At 66.6% G+C, this 15,984-nt stretch carries 16 protein-coding genes; 8 read left to right on the top strand and 8 right to left on the bottom strand.

What is annotated here, in order from left to right:
• Window positions 1-12: 12 nt before the first annotated feature.
• Window positions 13-666, bottom strand: a complete 654-nt coding sequence (locus tag K3172_RS05830) for an SGNH/GDSL hydrolase family protein (RefSeq protein WP_221587830.1) — start codon at window positions 664-666, stop codon at window positions 13-15.
• Window positions 667-786: 120 nt separating this feature from the next.
• Between K3172_RS05830 and K3172_RS05825 the strand changes: the two genes are divergently transcribed.
• The gene (locus tag K3172_RS05825; protein ID WP_221587828.1) at window positions 787-2,280 is read left to right on the top strand and encodes a hypothetical protein; all 1,494 of its coding nucleotides are present in this window, start codon (window positions 787-789) and stop codon (window positions 2,278-2,280) included.
• A gap of 135 nt (window positions 2,281-2,415) precedes the next feature.
• Window positions 2,416-4,500, top strand: coding sequence for a prolyl oligopeptidase family serine peptidase (locus K3172_RS05820; protein ID WP_247717933.1), 2,085 nt, complete (start codon window positions 2,416-2,418; stop codon window positions 4,498-4,500).
• 53 nt (window positions 4,501-4,553) lie between these two features.
• Here K3172_RS05820 and K3172_RS05815 read toward each other — a convergent pair whose 3' ends face one another.
• From K3172_RS05815 to glmU, 3 genes are all read right to left on the bottom strand, one after another.
• Window positions 4,554-5,186 (bottom strand): SOUL family heme-binding protein, encoded by a 633-nt coding sequence (locus tag K3172_RS05815; protein ID WP_221587824.1) that lies wholly within the window; start codon window positions 5,184-5,186, stop codon window positions 4,554-4,556.
• Between the two features lie 63 nt (window positions 5,187-5,249).
• The gene (locus K3172_RS05810; RefSeq protein WP_221589053.1) at window positions 5,250-5,528 is read right to left on the bottom strand and encodes an HNH endonuclease; all 279 of its coding nucleotides are present in this window, start codon (window positions 5,526-5,528) and stop codon (window positions 5,250-5,252) included.
• Window positions 5,525-6,892, bottom strand: coding sequence for a bifunctional UDP-N-acetylglucosamine diphosphorylase/glucosamine-1-phosphate N-acetyltransferase GlmU (gene glmU / locus K3172_RS05805; protein ID WP_221587822.1), 1,368 nt, complete (start codon window positions 6,890-6,892; stop codon window positions 5,525-5,527). The genes K3172_RS05810 and glmU overlap by 4 nt, the downstream gene beginning before the upstream one ends.
• Window positions 6,893-6,953: 61 nt before the next feature.
• Between glmU and K3172_RS05800 the strand changes: the two genes are divergently transcribed.
• The 4 genes from K3172_RS05800 (at window position 6,954) to K3172_RS05785 (ending at window position 10,804) form a co-directional block, all read left to right on the top strand.
• The gene (locus tag K3172_RS05800) at window positions 6,954-7,622 is read left to right on the top strand and encodes an HAD hydrolase-like protein (protein WP_221587820.1); all 669 of its coding nucleotides are present in this window, start codon (window positions 6,954-6,956) and stop codon (window positions 7,620-7,622) included.
• A 130-nt stretch (window positions 7,623-7,752) separates the two neighbouring features.
• Window positions 7,753-8,682 carry an SDR family NAD(P)-dependent oxidoreductase gene (locus K3172_RS05795; protein WP_221587818.1) on the top strand — a complete coding sequence of 310 codons (930 nt, stop codon included), beginning with the start codon at window positions 7,753-7,755 and terminating at the stop codon, window positions 8,680-8,682.
• Window positions 8,683-8,756: 74 nt separating this feature from the next.
• A complete protein-coding gene (locus K3172_RS05790) occupies window positions 8,757-9,587 on the top strand; it encodes a DUF4328 domain-containing protein (protein ID WP_221587816.1) in 831 nt (276 codons plus the stop codon).
• A 74-nt stretch (window positions 9,588-9,661) separates the two neighbouring features.
• A complete protein-coding gene (locus tag K3172_RS05785) occupies window positions 9,662-10,804 on the top strand; it encodes a hypothetical protein (protein WP_221587814.1) in 1,143 nt (380 codons plus the stop codon).
• Window positions 10,805-10,869: 65 nt separating this feature from the next.
• On the opposite strand, the gene K3172_RS05780 is transcribed toward K3172_RS05785, so the two are convergent.
• From K3172_RS05780 to K3172_RS05765, 4 genes are read right to left on the bottom strand one after another with little or no spacing between them, the layout of a single operon-like run.
• Complete coding sequence (locus K3172_RS05780; protein WP_221587812.1) at window positions 10,870-11,220, bottom strand: DUF2794 domain-containing protein; 351 nt, start codon at window positions 11,218-11,220, stop codon at window positions 10,870-10,872.
• A complete protein-coding gene (gene epsC / locus K3172_RS05775) occupies window positions 11,220-11,909 on the bottom strand; it encodes a serine O-acetyltransferase EpsC (protein WP_221587810.1) in 690 nt (229 codons plus the stop codon). Before epsC ends, K3172_RS05780 begins: the two co-directional genes overlap by 1 nt.
• Window positions 11,910-11,936: 27 nt before the next feature.
• Window positions 11,937-12,548 (bottom strand): P-loop NTPase family protein, encoded by a 612-nt coding sequence (locus K3172_RS05770; protein ID WP_221587808.1) that lies wholly within the window; start codon window positions 12,546-12,548, stop codon window positions 11,937-11,939.
• A 10-nt stretch (window positions 12,549-12,558) separates the two neighbouring features.
• Complete coding sequence (locus K3172_RS05765) at window positions 12,559-13,842, bottom strand: heavy-metal-associated domain-containing protein (RefSeq protein WP_221587806.1); 1,284 nt, start codon at window positions 13,840-13,842, stop codon at window positions 12,559-12,561.
• A 69-nt stretch (window positions 13,843-13,911) separates the two neighbouring features.
• Here K3172_RS05765 and purM point away from each other — a divergent pair, with 69 nt between their 5' ends.
• Both purM and purN read left to right on the top strand, forming a co-directional pair.
• A complete protein-coding gene (gene purM / locus K3172_RS05760) occupies window positions 13,912-15,021 on the top strand; it encodes a phosphoribosylformylglycinamidine cyclo-ligase (protein WP_221587804.1) in 1,110 nt (369 codons plus the stop codon).
• The gene (purN, locus tag K3172_RS05755) at window positions 15,014-15,979 is read left to right on the top strand and encodes a phosphoribosylglycinamide formyltransferase (RefSeq protein WP_221587802.1); all 966 of its coding nucleotides are present in this window, start codon (window positions 15,014-15,016) and stop codon (window positions 15,977-15,979) included. Before purM ends, purN begins: the two co-directional genes overlap by 8 nt.
• Window positions 15,980-15,984 lie beyond the last annotated feature (5 nt).

Here is a 15,984-nt window from a genome sequence, read left to right as displayed (position 1 = left end):
CTTGAAATCGCGTTAACCCGCCGGAACCACGCGTTCGGGAAAAGCCAGCCGCGCGGCATAATCCTGCGAAACCGGTTCGACGAAGTGGACGCCGTCGTAGGTGAAACCGGGATCGAGCGCGGGCACGGGAAGCGGCGTCATATCGCGCCGGCCGGCGAGTTCGGCGATGAATGCGTTCAGCCTCGCCGTCATGACCGGGGCGTAGGCATCGCCGCCCGGTTCGACGCCCGGCTCGGCGGGCCAGATCGTCGCGATCCAGAGCTTTTCGCGATCGCAGGCGCGCATGATGGATGCGAGCGCCGCGCGCGATGCCGCTTCGTCATGCTCGTAGGGTTTGGTGTCGTTGATCCCCAGCGCGATGGTGACCTGCGCATCGCTGACCCGGCAGAGCAGGCCCGACACCCGCGCGACATGGCGCGATGTCGCCCCGCCATAGCCTGCAAACAGGCTGCCTTCGGGCGGCGTGGCGAACTGCACGCGGCTGTCGCCGATGACGAGGCGCGAGGCGAAGGGCGCCTTTACCAGCACCTCGGCAGTGCGGATCACGTGATATGGCGCGTAGGAAAACGGCGCGATCGCCCATGCCGATATGGCGAGCAACAGCACGAGCAGACCGAGGAAGACCCACGATACGACGCCGGTAACGATGCGCAGACGCTTCACCATGCCGCTGCGCCTAGCGCAAACTGGTTCAGGAATGCTTTCCGGCTGGCCCGTGAGTGGTGCGAAAACAGCGGAAAATTAACCATCCTCTGGCACTGGGGAACGCAAGGGGACCCACACCGGATGGCGACAGCCGCACTCGACGATCCTGCCGCAAGGCCCGCGCATTCCGCGCAGCGCACGGACGTGGCTGCGCTCGCCGTGCTGGCGCTGGCGGTGCTGTGCCTGCGCCTGCCGCTGTTCGGCTATCCCCTCGCGACGGCGGACGAACAGCTCTATTCGCTCGTCGGCAACGCCATGACGCAGGGCGCGTTGCCCTATGTCGACGTGTGGGACCGCAAGCCCTTCGGCCTGTTTGCGCTGTTTGCCGCAGCCCATGCCGTGGGCGGGCCGGGTCCGGAAGCCTACCAGGCGCTCGCCGCGCTGTTCACCTTCGCGGGCGCATGGCTGACCATGGCGCTCGCCCGCCCGCTCGTCGACCGGATCACGGCGACCGGCGCGGGCGTGCTCTACGTGCTGCTGATGGGTGCCTATGGCAGCCAGTCGGGCCAGTCGGAGGCTTTCCATGTCCCGATGATCCTCGCGATGGCTGTGCTGCTGCGCGACCCTGGTCACCCCGGGGCGATCAGGCGGGCCATGCTCGCCATGCTGGTCGGCGGGATTGCGCTGCAGGTGAAATACACGGTCCTGCCGCAGTGCGTCCTGCTGGGGCTGTGGGCGCTGTGGGGGCGGTGGCAGGCGGGCGACGGCGCCGGTCGGGTGGCAATATTCGCCGCGGCCTTCGCTGCGCTGGGCCTCCTGCTCACCGCGATCGTCGCCGCCATCTATGCGCTGGCGGGCCATTTCGACGCCTTTATCTTCGCCAATCTCCTGTCCTTCTTCGACCGGGCACCGTCGGACGCCGGGCGCTTCCACCGCGATCTCGCGGTCGGCTTCCTGCCGCTCGGCACGCTCGCCGCCTGCGGGATCTATGCCGCCGCCCGCATCAATCGCCCGCGCGATCCCCAACACTACCGCTTCATCCTGCTGCTGCTCGCAGGCAGCCTCGCCACGAGTTTCCTGCCCGGCACGGTCTACGCCTATTATTTCGCCGCAGCCGTCCCGGCCTCCATCCTCGCCGCCCTTCCGCTGCTCGACCGCGCGATGCCGTGGCGCTGGAGCCTCCTCGGACTGCTCGTCCTCGCACTCGGCTGGCTGCAACTCCAGCCCGCGAAGTGGGAGGAGCGCGCCGCGTCCGAAGCCGCCTTCGACCGCCTGAGCGCGGCCATCGCGCCGCACGTGGATGGCGCGGACCAGTGCCTCTGGATCTTCGACGGTCCGACCGCGCTCTATGGCAGCACCGGCAGCTGTCTGCCGACCCGCTTCGCCTACCCCGACCACCTCAACAATCTGCTCGAAAGGGGCGCCCTCGGCATTTCGCAAACCGGCGAAGTCGCCCGTATCCTCGCTCGCCGGCCGCCTGTCGTGGTCACGGCCGCCGAACCGCTGACGCCGCAAAGCGAGGACGCCCGCGCCCTGGTGGTGGCGACCCTGGAACGTGACTACCGCCCGCTTGCGACCGGGACGCTGGCCGGGCGCGAAATCACCGCCTGGGCGCACAAACCCGCTACCGAGTAATCCCTTGTCCAGCGGAGTCGCCCCTCCGTCGAACGCCCGCGGCCTTGCCTCCCTTCCCCGCTATGACGCATGACGCGCTGGACGCATGGGAGACTGCACTTGAAACTCGTATCTTCGCTGGCCATGGCCGCCGCCATGACCCTTTCCACCACCACGCCCGCCGCCGCGCAGGACGGCATCCCCGGCCCCGACGAGGACCCCTTCATCTGGCTCGAGGAAGCCCGCAGCGACGAAGCACTCGACTGGGTTCGTACCGAGAACGAACTGACGCTGGCGGCACTCACCAAGGATCCCCGCTTCGAGACGCTCAAGGCCGAAGCCCTGGCGATATACGACAGCGAAGACCGCATTCCTTACGTTTCGATCCGCCCCGACGGGCTCTACAATTTCTGGCAGGACAAGGAGAACCCGCGCGGGCTCGTCCGCCGCACGACGCTGGAAAGCTATCGGACTGCCAGCCCGGTGTGGGAAACCGTGCTCGATGTCGATGCGCTGGCGGCAGCCGAAGGCCGCGAATGGGTCTACAAGGGCTCGACCTGCCTGCCGCCCGAGCAGCGCCTGTGCATGATCGCGCTGAGCGACGGCGGCAAGGATGCCACCATCCTGCGCGAATTCGACATGGCGACCAAGAGCTTCGTCGAAGGCGGCTTCGCGCTGGAGAACGAAAGCCAGGGCGGGATCGAGTGGCTCGACGCGGATACACTGCTGGTCAGCCGCGATTTCGGCGAAGGCTCGCTCACCGACAGCGAATATCCGCTCAGCACCCGCTTATGGAAGCGCGGCACCAGCATCGACGACGCGCCGGAAATCTTCCGCGGCGAGAAGAGCGACGTGTGGTCGGGTGCCGACTTGCTGCGCGACGGCAAGGGCGTGGTCCACGCTTACACCGCCTTTCGCGCAGTCAGCTTCCACGAGACTGAGCATTATATCCAGAAGGACGGCGAGTGGCTGCGGCTCGATATCCCGCTGAAGGCATCCCCCTATGGCATCGTCGACGGGCAGATGCTGTTCTCGACCGATGTCGACTGGGAGACGCAGGGCCAGACTTTCCCGGCGGACTCGCTGGTCGCGGTCGACCTCGAGGCGTTCAAGGCCGACCCGAATGGCGCGAAGAAAACGCTCGTCTGGGCGCCCGGCGATCGCCAGACCCGGCAGGGCGCGACGATCACGTCGGACAGCCTCTACGTCACCCTGCTCGACAATGTGCGCGGCAAGGTCATCAAGCTCGACCATGCCGATGGCGCATGGTCCCAGGCTGCGGTCGCCCTGCCCGAGAACGCGACCATCGGCATCAGTTCCTCCTCCGACGAGGAGGACGAGGTTCTGTTCACCGTCACCGACTTCCTCAACCCGACGGGGCTCTACTACCTCGACGGTGCGAAGGGCTCGCTCGAGCAACTCAAGACGGAGCCGGCCTATTTCGACAGCACCGGCATGGAGGTGGAGCAGTTCGAGGCGACGAGCAAGGACGGGACCAAGATCCCCTATTTCGTGGTGAAGCCCGTGGGCGCCACGCTTGACGGGTCCAATCCGACGCTGCTGACCGGCTATGGCGGCTTCCAGGTTCCGCGCCTGCCCAGCTACCTCGGCAGCACGGGCAAGCTGTGGCTCGAACGCGGCGGGGTCTACATCCTCGGCAACATGCGCGGCGGCGGCGAATTCGGCCCGGGCTGGCACCAGAGCGCGATCCGCGAGAACAAGCAGCGCACCTGGGACGATTTTATCGCCATCGCAGAGGATGCGGTAGCACGCGGGATTACCTCGCCCGACCATCTGGGCATCCAGGGCGGATCGCAGGGCGGCCTATTGGTGGGCACCGCCTTCACCGAGCGGCCCGACCTGTTCGACGCGGCGATCGTCCAGATTCCGCTGTTCGACATGCTGCGCTATCACCTGATCGGCCGCGGCGCGTCGTGGATCGGCGAATATGGCGACCCGCGCATCCCCGAACAGCGCGCCTGGATCGAAGGCTATTCGCCCTACCAGAAGATCGTCGCGGGCGTGGACTACCCGACGCCCTTCCTGTGGGCCTCCACGGCCGACGACCGCACCCATCCCGCGCATGCCCGCAAGGGCGCGGCGAAACTCAAGGCGCTCGGCCAGCCCTATTACTATTACGAGGAAATGACCGGCGGCCATTCGGGCGGCGTGGACAACGAACAGCGCGCGCAATTGCAGGCGCTGCAGTATGTCTACCTGCTGCAGCAGCTGGCGGACTGACGGGCACCGAGATCAGGACATGGAAGGGCGGCCCAAGGGTCGCCCTTTTCGTCTCAGCCCACCGGGATCATCACCTCGTTGCGGCGCAGCGGCGGCGGCACCATCGGCGCGTCGTAAAAGGCGTATTCCGCCTCGCCCGCGGGCACGAGCCCCTTCACAGCGATCCACGCGCGCAGCGCCGCTTCGTGGCGCTTTAGGTCTTCGTTCGACCCGCTCCCCGAAAAGCGGACCGCGGCGATCTTGCGCTGGTCGAGCTGCGACAGGGTAATGTCCGCAGGCGGAGGCGGCAGCGTGTCCATCGTGTAGCTCGCCGGCATGACAAAGCGAGTGCGCCACGTACCCGACTTGTCCGAGGCGTCCTGCATGACGGGGGCGGTCATCGCGATTTTCCCGGCCTCGTCCTGAATCACCGGACTGGTCATGGCGATCTTTTCGCCGCCGCGGTCCTCGGCAAAGATATAGGCGGCCAGCCGCTTGAAGCCCGCCTGCAAGGCCTGCCTCCGATCGCCGGTATGCGTGACCTCGGCCACAATGATCGAAGGATAGCGCCGCAACTGGAACTCGCCTTCGTCCATCAGCACCGTGAATTCGGGCTCGTCGACGGATGTGCGGTAATAGGCATAGGCAGCCGCAGCCCCGGCCGACACGACAGCTGCGCCCAAGGCGGCGTATTTCCAGAATCTCATGGGACTTGGCTCCAGTGGCTTTGCCCATAAACGCAGGACCGACGCGGCGCGTTCCGTGCGGGCCTAGCGAACGCTTCGGGTCGGTGCGTGGAAGTCGGGCGGTTTGTCGGCAACCCACTTCACGAAGCGCTTGATCGCGTCGTTACCCAGCATCGCCTCGCGATCCTCGCCGATGCGCGCGAGTTCGGCATTGGTGAAATTGGCGTGGATCGCGCGGTGGCAGATCGGGTGGACGGGCACGGTGAAGCGCCCCTTCTTCGACTTCGGCACCGGGTGATGATCTTCGGAGCGCCAGCCGATCGGGCGCTCGCACAGCCAGCAGGTTTGGTGCCCCTCGCTCAGCCTTTCTTCTCCGCCGCCTTCTTCTTTTTCATCGTGTCGTGGAAACGGTCGGCCCAGCCCGGCTTCACCGCCTGTTCGGCGCGCACCATGCGCAAATCGCCCGGGGCGACGTCGCGGCTGACGGCGCTACCGGCGGCGACGATTGCATCGGCACCGATCGACACAGGAGCGATCAGCGCGCTGTTGGAGCCGATGAAGGCGCGCTCGCCAATGATGGTCTTGTACTTGAAATAGCCATCGTAATTGCAGGTGATCGTGCCTGCGCCGATATTGGCGCCCGCGCCAACCTCCGCATCGCCGAGATAAGTGAGGTGGCTCGCCTTGGCCCCCTCGCCCAGCGTTGCCTTCTTCATCTCGACGAAATTGCCGACGAAGCTGTTCTTCTCCAGCACCGCGCCGGGACGCAAGCGCGCGTAGGGGCCGACCTGCGCGCCTTCGCCAATGGTCGCGCCTTCGATATGGCTGAAGCTCTTGATATGCGCGCCGCTGGCGACCGTTACGCCGGGCCCGAAGACCACGTTGGGGTCGATCGTCACGTCGCTCGCCAGTTCGGTATCGTAACTGAAGAAGACGGTTTCCGGCGCGCGCAAAGTGACGCCTTCGGCCATCCAGTACTCGCGCTGTTCGCGCTGCCACTGCGCCTCCGCAGCGGCGAGTTCGCCGCGCGAATTGATGCCGGCGACCTCGTCCGGATCGTCGGTGGTCACCGCGGCGCAGGTGCGCCCGTCGGCGATGGCGATGTTGACGATGTCGGGCAGGTAGTACTCGCCCTGCGAATTGTCGTTGCCGACGCGGTCCAGCAGCGCCCACAAATCCGCCGCCCTGGCCGCCATCAGGCCCGAATTGCACAGGCGGCAGGCGCGCTCGTCCTCGTTCGCGTCCTTGAATTCGACCATCCTCACGATGCGGCCCGCATCGTCGGCGATCACGCGGCCATAGGCGAGCGCATCCTCCGGCTCGAAGGCCAGCACCACCGCGGCGGGCGCGTCGTCTGCATGCAGCCGGTCGAGCATTGCCTCCATCGTCGCCGCCCGCACGAAAGGCACGTCGCCATACATGATCAGCACATCGCCCGCGAATTCGCCGAGCTCGCCCTGTGCCTGCTGTACCGCATGGCCGGTGCCGAGCTGCGGTTCCTGCAAACAGGTGCGCGCACTGTCGCCCAGCGCCGCCTCCAGCTGTTCGCGCCCGGCCCCCACCACCACGATCTTGTGCGCGGGCGAGAGGCTGTCGACGCTCGCCATCAGGTGATGCAGCATCGGGCGACCCGCGATCGGGTGGAGCACCTTGTGCAAGGAACTCTTCATGCGGGTGCCCTTGCCCGCGGCGAGGATGACGGCGGCGAAGTTTCGTGTCTGGCTCATGCAGATGCCAATGCCACCAATCTCTTGCGGAATGAAGAACCATCCGCCACCCCGCATGGCGATGACTGATTTTCGCTTCGACATCGTCGGCTTCGACCTCGACGGCACGCTGCTGGAAACCCATCGCGACCTTGGCGCGGCGGTGAACCATGCGCTCGACCTCGGCGGCTTCGCGCCGGTCCCGGCAGACCACGCCAGCGACTTGATCGGTGGCGGGGCCAAGATCATGCTGAAGAAGGCGGTCGACGAACAGGGCGGCCTGCCCGAAGACGAGTTCCGCCGGCTCTACAAGGCGATGCTTGCGTATTACGCCGAGCACAACGCCGTCCACACGAGACCCTATCCGCATGCCGAGGAGGTGCTGCGCGAGCTCGCTGCCCGCCGGGTGCAGCTGGCGGTCGTCACCAACAAGTTCGAGAGCTTCGCACGGCAGATCCTGACCACGCTCGGCCTCGCCGAACATTTCGTCGCCATCATCGGCGGCGACACCATGGGCAAGGGCCGCGCCAAGCCCGCGCCAGACCCGATCATCGAGGCACGCGCACGCGGTGGCGGGGGGAGCATCGCTTTCGTCGGCGATTCCAGCTACGATGTCATGGCGGCCCGCGCGGCCGAAGTGCCGGTCGTCGCCGCGGCCTACGGCTATTGCGACAAGCCCGGCTCGGAACTCGGCGCGGATACGCATATCGATTCGCTCGCAGAGCTGATTCCGGCGCTGGAGCGTCTCTAGGACCAGACGGCCCCGCCCTGCCCTTACGGCATGGCGGAGGCCCATGCATACGGTTGCAAGCCGCGCGCAAAAATGCCACGCCGCAGCGCACAATTGACCTTTACGTAAACGATAAAGCAGGAGCAGCCCCATGAGCATCGACTTCAAGGACAAGGTAGCCATCGTCACCGGTGCGGGCGGCGGGCTCGGCCGCGAATACGCGCTTGAACTCGCGCGGCGCGGCGCAAAGGTCGTCGTCAACGACCTCGGCGGATCGCGCGACGGCACCGGCCATTCGGACATGGCGCTGCAGGTCGTCGAGGAAATCGAGAAGATGGGCGGCGAAGCCGTGTCCAACGGCGGCAGCGTCACCGAATACGACCAGATGGAGAAGATGGTCGCCGACGCCAAGCAGAAGTGGGGCGGCGTGCATGTCCTAATCAACAATGCCGGCGTGCTGCGCGACAAGACCTTCGCCAAGATGAGCCCCGAAGACTTCGAATTCGTCGTCAAGGTGCACCTGACCGGCTCGGCCTTCGTCACCAAGGCGTGCTGGGAGATCATGCGCGAGCAGGCCTATGGCCGCATCATGATGACCGCCAGCTCGACCGGCCTGTTCGGCAACTTCGGCCAGGCGAACTACGGTGCAGCGAAGCTCGGCCTTGCCGGTCTCACGAAGACCCTGGCGCTCGAAGGCGCGAAGTACAACATCAAGGTCAACACGCTCTCGCCGGTCGCGGGTACGCGCATGACTGAAGACCTCTTCCCCGAAGAAGCCTTCAAGCTGTTCGATCCGGTGAACGTGGTACCGGCCGCGCTCTTCCTCGTCAGCGAAGACGCGCCGACCAATGCCATCGTCGGTGCAGGCGCAGGCGGCTACCACTCGGCCTGGACCGTGATGAACGACGCCGTCTGGCTGCCCGAAGGCGAGCGCACGGTCGAAGGTTTTGCCGCCAACTGGGACAAGATCAGCGAATTCTCGAACCTCAAGGCCCCGCAGTCGGGCGCCGAACAGTCGGGCGCGATTCTCACCGCGATGCAGAAGGTGACCGGCACCGGCCCGTCGAGCGCGCGCGGCTGATAAACCGCCAGTAGCGATTGCCGAAAACCCCGCGCCGTTGCATGACGGCGCGGGGTTTTTCTTTCGGGGGTCGCATGACTATCGAGACTAGACTGCGCCGGCTGCGCCTGACGGCGCGTATCGTTACCGCATTCTCCGTCCTCTTGTTGCTGGCAGGTATCGCGCAGCTGAGCCTTGGCGGCGTGGCGGTGAAGCAGGAATACGACCGCATCGCCGAACTCGAGGCGATGGTCGCCAAGCCCTCTTCCTATTTCGGCTACCAGCGCCAGCAGCGCGAGGCGCAGTCCGAATATGACCGCAGCAGCAGCGCCTTCTTCATGGAAGGACGCTTCCTGCCGACGAAGGACGGTCTCGCCTCGCGGACGGAGGCGATCGTGTCGCTCGCCTTGCTGGGAATCGCACTGGTCGGCTTCGCGGTCAGTTCACTCACCTGGGTCTGGTTCGCCCATGCGAACCTGCGCGACGTGGGCATCCGCGCCAAATACGGCCCGGGCTATGCGGTCGCAGGCTATCTTATCCCGATCGCCAATTTCATGCTGCCCTTCGAATCAATGCGCGAGCTGCACAACCGCAGCCATGGCGAGATCGAGGAGTTCGCGCATGCGACGGTCGAGGACGTCACCGGCTGGTGGGCCGCCGTCGTCGTCGGCCTGCTGATCTTCAGCGGCCTGATCGTGAAATTCACGATCGATGCCGGGACCAACCTCATCATCATGACGCCCTTGTGGATGGAATTTGCGCTGGTTGCCTTCGCGATCCTGCTCCTGCTGGGCTCGGCCTATCTCTTCGCCAAGCTCGCGTGCGACATCACTGCGGCGCAGGAAGAATACCTGCCGCAGGTCGATCCGGAGGTGCTGGAAGCGGAGCGTCCGGGGCGGGCCGGGGTGACGCTGATCCGCGCGTGATCGCCGGGGCGTATTGACAGGGTAATACACCTAGCCTACCTCTCTCCTATCTTCAACAGGGAGAGGATGGGCTGATGTATAGCCAGGAAGACCTCAATTCTGCGGTAGCCGCCGGTGCGATCAGCGCCGATGCCGCCCAGGCCTTGCGCGCGCATGTCGCCGCATCGCGCGACGCCGTGCCGGCCGATGCCGAGCATTTCCGCCTGATCACCGGCTTCAACGACGTCTTCGTCTCGATCGGCGTCGTGATCCTGCTGCTGGCGGTGGCAGCGATCGGCCAGGCGCTCGCCGGCATCGCGTTTCCGGCACCCGTGCCGCCTGCGGGCGAATGGGACACGGAGTGGTACAGCTCGACCTACCAGCAACGCCAGTTCGCCGAAGGCATGGGCATCGCTTTCGGCGCCGCCTTCGTCGCGGCAACCTCGTGGCTGCTGGCCGAATTCTTCACGCTCAAGCGGCGCATGGCGCTGCCCAGCATCCTCCTGCTCCTCGCCTTCGTCGGCGGCGTGATGGTGACGCAGGCTGGGGCCATCATCGGCTGGGTCGAAAGCACCGGCGACGAGAACAACACCTTCGGCGTCGTCTTGCTGGCCGCAGCCGCGCTCGTGACAGCGGGCGCCGCGTGGGTCCACTGGAGGCGCTTCATGGTGCCGATCACCATCGCCGCCGGCACCGCCGCGATCGCGGGCACGGTGATCCTGCTGCTCGTAGCCGTTGTCGGTTCTCAGAACAGCGACCTCGAGACCATTGTGCTGAGCCTCGTCTTCGTCGCCGGGCTGATCGTATTCGGTTTCGCCATGCGCTGGGATATGAGCGACACCGCCCGCTCCACCCGCCGCAGCGACGTGGCCTTCTGGCTGCACCTCCTCGCCGCGCCGATGATCGCGCATCCCGTGTTCGCGCTGATCGGCGTGACCGAAGGCGACAATATCGGCTTCGGCGCGGCCTTCGCGGTGATCGCCGTCTATGTCGTCTTCGGCCTCGTGGCGCTGGCGGTCGACCGGCGCGCGCTGCTGGTCTCGGCCCTCGCCTATGTGCTGATCGCGCTGACCTATCTGTTCCGCGAGTTCGGTGCGGTCGAGCTCAACTTCGCGCTGACCGCGCTGGTCATCGGCTCGGCGCTGCTCACGCTTTCGGCGCTGTGGACCCCGATCCGCCGCGCGGTGGTGAGCGGGTTGCCAAACGACATGCGGATGCGCCTGCCGGCCACCGCCTGACTTTCCTTTGGACGGGAAAACGCGGAAAGGGCTCGCGCTGCTGCGCGGGCCCTTTCTCTTTGCGCTCACTCGTCGACCGCCTTGACGAGGCGCCGCTCCATCGGGGCAAGCACGCCGACCAGCTCATGGCCGCGCTTCAGGATTTGCCCGTGCTCGCCGAACAGCGTCCACATGCCCTGCCGATTCCGCAACGCGGGTCGCTTCTCGATCCGCGCCTGCGGACGTTCGGCGGTGCGGCGGAAGGCGGCGAAGCTGGCCGCATCCCTGGCGAAATCCATCGCGTAGTCGCGCCATTGCCCCGCGGCGACCATCCGCCCGTAGAGGTCGAGGATGCGGGTCAGCTCCTCGCGTGTGAAACCCACTTGCAGCGGCTGGCGACCGGGAAAGGCGACGACCGTGTCACCGAAAAAATTCATCAATCGCCGGTCCCGCTAAGCCGCCGGGGTTCCTGCGCCGCGCGCAGCGAAGCGACTTCCTCGCGCAGCGCGCGCAGTTCGCCCTCGAGCTTCTCGAAGCAGTCGATGCGATTGCCTTCGGCATCTTCGCACGGCGTGCCGTAGGGGACGAATTCACGCAGGTATTCTTCCGCCGGGACGAGCGTCGAGCGTGCCTTCATGCCGATCATGGTCGCGCCTTCGGGCACCTCGTCGGTGACCACCGCATTGGCGCCGATGCGCGCGCGGCGTCCGACGGTGATCGGACCGATGACCTGCGCGCCCGAGCCGATGATGACCTCGTCCGAGATCGTCGGGTGGCGCTTGCCGCCCTTGCCATTGGTGGGGTTGGTCCCGCCCAGCGTCACGCACTGGTAGATCGTCACATTGTCGCCGATCTCGGCGGTTTCGCCGATCACCGAGAAGCCGTGGTCGATGAAGAAGTTCTTGCCGATCTTCGCGCCCGGATGGATGTCGATCGCGGTCAGCATCCGGCTCCAGTGGTTCACCAGCCGGGCGAGGAAGAACAGCTCCGCCTCGAACAGCCAGTGCGCGATGCGGTGATAGAACAGCGCCCACACGCCCGGATAGGTCAGGATTTCCCAGCGGCTGCGCGGCGCGGGATCGCGTGCCTTTACGCTGTCGAGATAGGCGAAAAGCCGTTCCAACATAAACGCTATTCTCCCACCGACGGGCGATTAAAGCAAGCGGCCCTGCTCGGGCCCATGCACCGCCTCGAGCGCGTCTCGCCACACAGATAGGGTGGCCGGGACCTTGCGTTCAAGGCTCAGCCGGTCGATTTCGCCCACCACGCGTTCGATTGCGGCGTAACTGCGCTCCATGCGCGGCACGAGATAGGCGGGTGCCCCCTCCCCCAGCGCCAGTCCGCGCTGCGCGGCATGGGCGAGGATTAGGTCTGCCGCCATCTCGTCGTCCGGCGGCGAAATTGCGAGCTGGAGGGAGGCGCGCATACGCGTTTGCAGGTCGGGCAGGTCGATCTCCCACCGCTCGCCGTCGACCACCAGCAGCAGCGCGGTCCCGTCCTCTTGCGCGCGGTTCCAGCGGTGGAAAATCGCGGTCTCGTCCTGCGCATTCGCGGCATCCACCGCATCGCCCTTGCCCGAGGTGGCGAACCATTGGGCGAAGAGCGACTTGCCCGACCGCGGCGGGCCGACGAGCACGGCGGTGCGATATGGCCAGGTCTCGGGAGACTGCAGCGCTTCGGCAACCGCACGGTTGCCCTTGCCGATGACGATCGCGCGCGGACGGCCGGTGGAGGCCAGGGTCAGCGGAAGGGCGATCTGCGACATGCGCCGCGCCTCAGCGGCTGATGGAAAGCGCGTTGCTGCCCTGCCGGACGGTGAAGCCGCGCTGGCGCAGGGCCTCGGCCAGTTCGGTGATCGAGCCGGAGAAGCTGACCGTCATCACCGAGGTGCCGCCGATGGCGGTGCTGCGGACGCCCGTGCTGCGCACGCCATTGGTGCCGCGCACGCTGGCCACCGCGCTGTCGAAGGCCGCCGCGTCGGGCGTCGCCACCTGGACGGTGTAGAGCGCGACCGACCCTTCGGGCGGCGGCGTGCGGATCGGTGCGGCGGTGATCGCATCGCCGCTTTCGGAGGTCGCTTCGGCAGGTGTCGGGGCGGGCCGCGCGGCACGGTCCTGCGCCATCAAGGCCCGGCCCAGCTCGATCAGGCGCTGGATCGCGGGATCGGATTCGGGCGAGCCGAGGTTGAGCGTCGGATCTGGCTTGAGCTTGCCGTCGACCAGCGCCTGCGTGAACAGGCGATCGAATTGCACCACCGCCCGGTCGAGCATCGCGGGGAGCTGCTCGGGGCTGTCGGCCTTGAGGGTAAAGCTGCCGAGATAAACGTTGTCGGGCCCGAAGCGCGCGGTGAAAGTACCCTCGATCGGGCCGCCCGGATAGGTGTAGCGCAGGCGCGCTACCGGGATCAGCACGTCGGCCGCGCCTTGCTGGTCGAGCAGGTTGCGCCACCAGACGCGGCTGCGGCGCCCGGTCTGGCCGTAGGTGAAGACCAGCGAATCCCCCCCCGAACCGATCGGGCGGACATAGTCGATCCGGCTCGATCCGGCCTGGAACTCGGCCCAGGCGCGCTGCCATTCGTTGCGGCGTTCGTAGACGAGGTTCGTGCCTGCGGAGACGGTCACCGGCACCAGCAGCATGGGCGCGGAGCGCGAGGCGACGCCCTCTGCGCCGAGATAGCGCGAGGCGCGCTGGCGGTCGAAAATCACGCCGAGCGTCGCGATGTAGCGTTTCGGCCCCAGCCGCTCGCGCTCGATCACGATGGCCGAAACGATCCCGTTGATCTGCGAATCGGGCAGGCTCGGCCCGTCGATCTTCGCCCAGGCGAGTTTGGCCGCTTCGGTCCAGGCCTTCTCGCGCGCTTCCCCGCCGGTGTCGGCGGTCTCGTCGACCTCGATGCCCGAAACCTGGATGTCGCGCGTCGCCGCAACGGCGGCAATGCCGCGGTCGCCGCCCACCTGCGCCCATACCGCGGCGCCGAGCGCGCACAGCGCGGCAGCGCTGGCAAGCAGCAGCAGGCCGGGGCGGCGCAGGGCAGGTCGGAGGGAGATTGCGTGATCCATCGGGGAATTAGCGGGCCTTTTGCCGAAAGGAATCTGGAAATCCAAGCGCGAATGCGTAAGGCGGAGCACATGAGCGACAAACCCGGCACCGAGACCACATCTTACACCTACGAACAGGCGGGTGTTTCGATTGAAGCGGGCAATGCCCTCGTCAAGGCGATCGGACCGCTGGTCAAGGCGACCATGCGCCCCGGCGCGGATGGCGAGATCGGCGGTTTCGGCGGATTCTTCGATCCGAAGGCCGCTGGTTACAACGATCCGCTGCTGGTCGCGGGCAACGACGGCGTCGGCACCAAGCTGAAGCTCGCCATCGATACCGGCCGTCACGACACCGTCGGCATCGACCTCGTGGCGATGTGCGTCAACGACCTCATCGTGCAGGGCGCTGAGCCGCTGTTCTTCCTCGACTATTTCGCGACCGGCAAGCTGGAGAACGGCGTGGCCGAACGGGTGATCGCAGGCATCGCCGAAGGCTGCAAGCAGGCCGGCTGTGCGCTGATCGGCGGCGAGACCGCGGAAATGCCGGGCATGTATGCGGCGGGCGATTACGACCTCGCGGGTTTCTGCGTCGGCGCGGTGGAGCGCGGCGAGCAGCTGACCGGCGAGCGCGTCGCACCGGGCCACGTGCTGCTCGGCCTGACGAGTTCGGGCGTCCATTCCAACGGCTTCTCGCTGGTGCGCCGGCTCGCTGCGGACAAGGGCTGGAAGCTCGACCGCCCCGCGCTGTTCGATCGCGACCGGCTGCTGGTCGACACGCTGATCGAGCCGACCCGCATTTATGTCCAGAGCCTGCTGCCGCTCGCCCGCGACGGGCTGATCGACGCGATGGCGCATATCACCGGCGGCGGCCTGCTGGAGAATATCCCGCGCGTCTTGCCGCAGGGCGCGCATGCCGAAGTCGATGCCGATGGCTGGGAACAGCCCGGGCTGATGGCCTTCCTGCAGGCGCAGGGCAATATCGAGCCGGCGGAGATGGCGCGCACTTTCAATTGCGGCGTCGGCATGGTCCTCGCGGTCGAGCCTGCCAATGCCGAAATCGTTCGCGCCAGGTTGGAGGATGCGGGCGAAACCGTCGTCCCCGTGGGCCGCATCGTCGACGGTCCGAAAGGCTGCACCGTGCGCGGATCGGCCGGCACCTGGTCCGCGCGCGAGGACTGGTCGGCGACGCAAAATGCCTGACAGGGCGAAAGTCGCCGTCTTCGTCTCCGGCAAGGGCACCAACATGGCCGCCCTGCTCTATGCCAGCCGCCAGCCGGACTGCCCGTACGAAATCTGCCTCGTCGCCGCCAACGATCCCGATGCCGAAGCGCTGGTGCTGGCCAGGGCCGAGGGCGTGGAAACCTTCGCCCGCTCGCACAAGGGCATGCCGCGCGCCGAACACGACGCGGCGATGGAAGCCGCCGCGAAGGATGCGGGCGCGCGATACATCGTGCTCGCCGGCTACATGCGTATCCTAACGCCCGAATTCGTCGCGCGCTGGGAGGGGCGGATGCTCAATATCCATCCCTCGCTGCTGCCAAAATACCCGGGTCTCGACACACATGCGCGCGCCATCGCAGCGGGGGACACCCATGCCGGTGCGACCGTCCACCTCGTGACCGAGGAACTCGATGCGGGCGCGGCACTGGGGCAGGTGGAAGTGGCGATCTGGCCCGGCGATACGCCCGAGACGCTCGCCGACCGGGTCCGAGTGGCCGAGCACCAGCTCTATCCGCGTGTACTGGCGGACTATGTCTCGCGCGAAAGCGACCCGCAGTACCTGCTCGAACAGGTCCGATCGCTCGCGCTGGCGCTCCCCGAAACGCATGAACGTGAAAGCCACGGTTCTCCCGGCTGGCGCGCGGGGAGCGAGAAATCGGGCAAGTTCTTCGCCTATTTCGCCGACCAGCATCACGGGACACCGCATATCTCGCTGCTGGTAAAGTGCAGCAGCATGGACGAGCTCGAAGGTCTCGTCGAAGCGCAGCCGCATGCCTATCACAAGCCGGCCTATTACGGCGCGAGCGGCTGGATCGGGGTGATCCTCAACCGACCGGGGGTCGACTGGGGCGCGATCGGCGAGTGGCTGCAGCGCAGCTGGCGACAAACCGCACCGGCGCGACTGACAAGGCTATACGATGCGGCGGATGCGTTCTAGGACAG

It is taken from the genome of Qipengyuania proteolytica, assembly GCF_019711565.1.
Lineage (GTDB): Bacteria > Pseudomonadota > Alphaproteobacteria > Sphingomonadales > Sphingomonadaceae > Qipengyuania > Qipengyuania proteolytica.
This window is presented reverse-complemented; position numbering and strand designations above follow the sequence as displayed.

What these genes read in the sequence shown, in the direction of transcription:
- K3172_RS05830 (WP_221587830.1), bottom strand. Translation starts at nt 666, where the DNA reads ATGGTGAAGCGTCTGCGCATCGTTACCGGCGTCGTATCGTGGGTCTTC.
- K3172_RS05825 (WP_221587828.1), top strand. Translation starts at nt 787, where the DNA reads ATGGCGACAGCCGCACTCGACGATCCTGCCGCAAGGCCCGCGCATTCC.
- K3172_RS05820 (WP_247717933.1), top strand. Translation starts at nt 2,416, where the DNA reads ATGACCCTTTCCACCACCACGCCCGCCGCCGCGCAGGACGGCATCCCC.
- K3172_RS05815 (WP_221587824.1), bottom strand. Translation starts at nt 5,186, where the DNA reads ATGAGATTCTGGAAATACGCCGCCTTGGGCGCAGCTGTCGTGTCGGCC.
- glmU (WP_221587822.1), bottom strand. Translation starts at nt 6,892, where the DNA reads ATGAGCCAGACACGAAACTTCGCCGCCGTCATCCTCGCCGCGGGCAAG.
- K3172_RS05800 (WP_221587820.1), top strand. Translation starts at nt 6,954, where the DNA reads ATGACTGATTTTCGCTTCGACATCGTCGGCTTCGACCTCGACGGCACG.
- K3172_RS05795 (WP_221587818.1), top strand. Translation starts at nt 7,753, where the DNA reads ATGAGCATCGACTTCAAGGACAAGGTAGCCATCGTCACCGGTGCGGGC.
- K3172_RS05790 (WP_221587816.1), top strand. Translation starts at nt 8,757, where the DNA reads ATGACTATCGAGACTAGACTGCGCCGGCTGCGCCTGACGGCGCGTATC.
- K3172_RS05785 (WP_221587814.1), top strand. Translation starts at nt 9,662, where the DNA reads ATGTATAGCCAGGAAGACCTCAATTCTGCGGTAGCCGCCGGTGCGATC.
- K3172_RS05780 (WP_221587812.1), bottom strand. Translation starts at nt 11,220, where the DNA reads ATGAATTTTTTCGGTGACACGGTCGTCGCCTTTCCCGGTCGCCAGCCG.
- epsC (WP_221587810.1), bottom strand. Translation starts at nt 11,909, where the DNA reads ATGTTGGAACGGCTTTTCGCCTATCTCGACAGCGTAAAGGCACGCGAT.
- K3172_RS05770 (WP_221587808.1), bottom strand. Translation starts at nt 12,548, where the DNA reads ATGTCGCAGATCGCCCTTCCGCTGACCCTGGCCTCCACCGGCCGTCCG.
- K3172_RS05765 (WP_221587806.1), bottom strand. Translation starts at nt 13,842, where the DNA reads ATGGATCACGCAATCTCCCTCCGACCTGCCCTGCGCCGCCCCGGCCTG.
- purM (WP_221587804.1), top strand. Translation starts at nt 13,912, where the DNA reads ATGAGCGACAAACCCGGCACCGAGACCACATCTTACACCTACGAACAG.
- purN (WP_221587802.1), top strand. Translation starts at nt 15,014, where the DNA reads ATGCCTGACAGGGCGAAAGTCGCCGTCTTCGTCTCCGGCAAGGGCACC.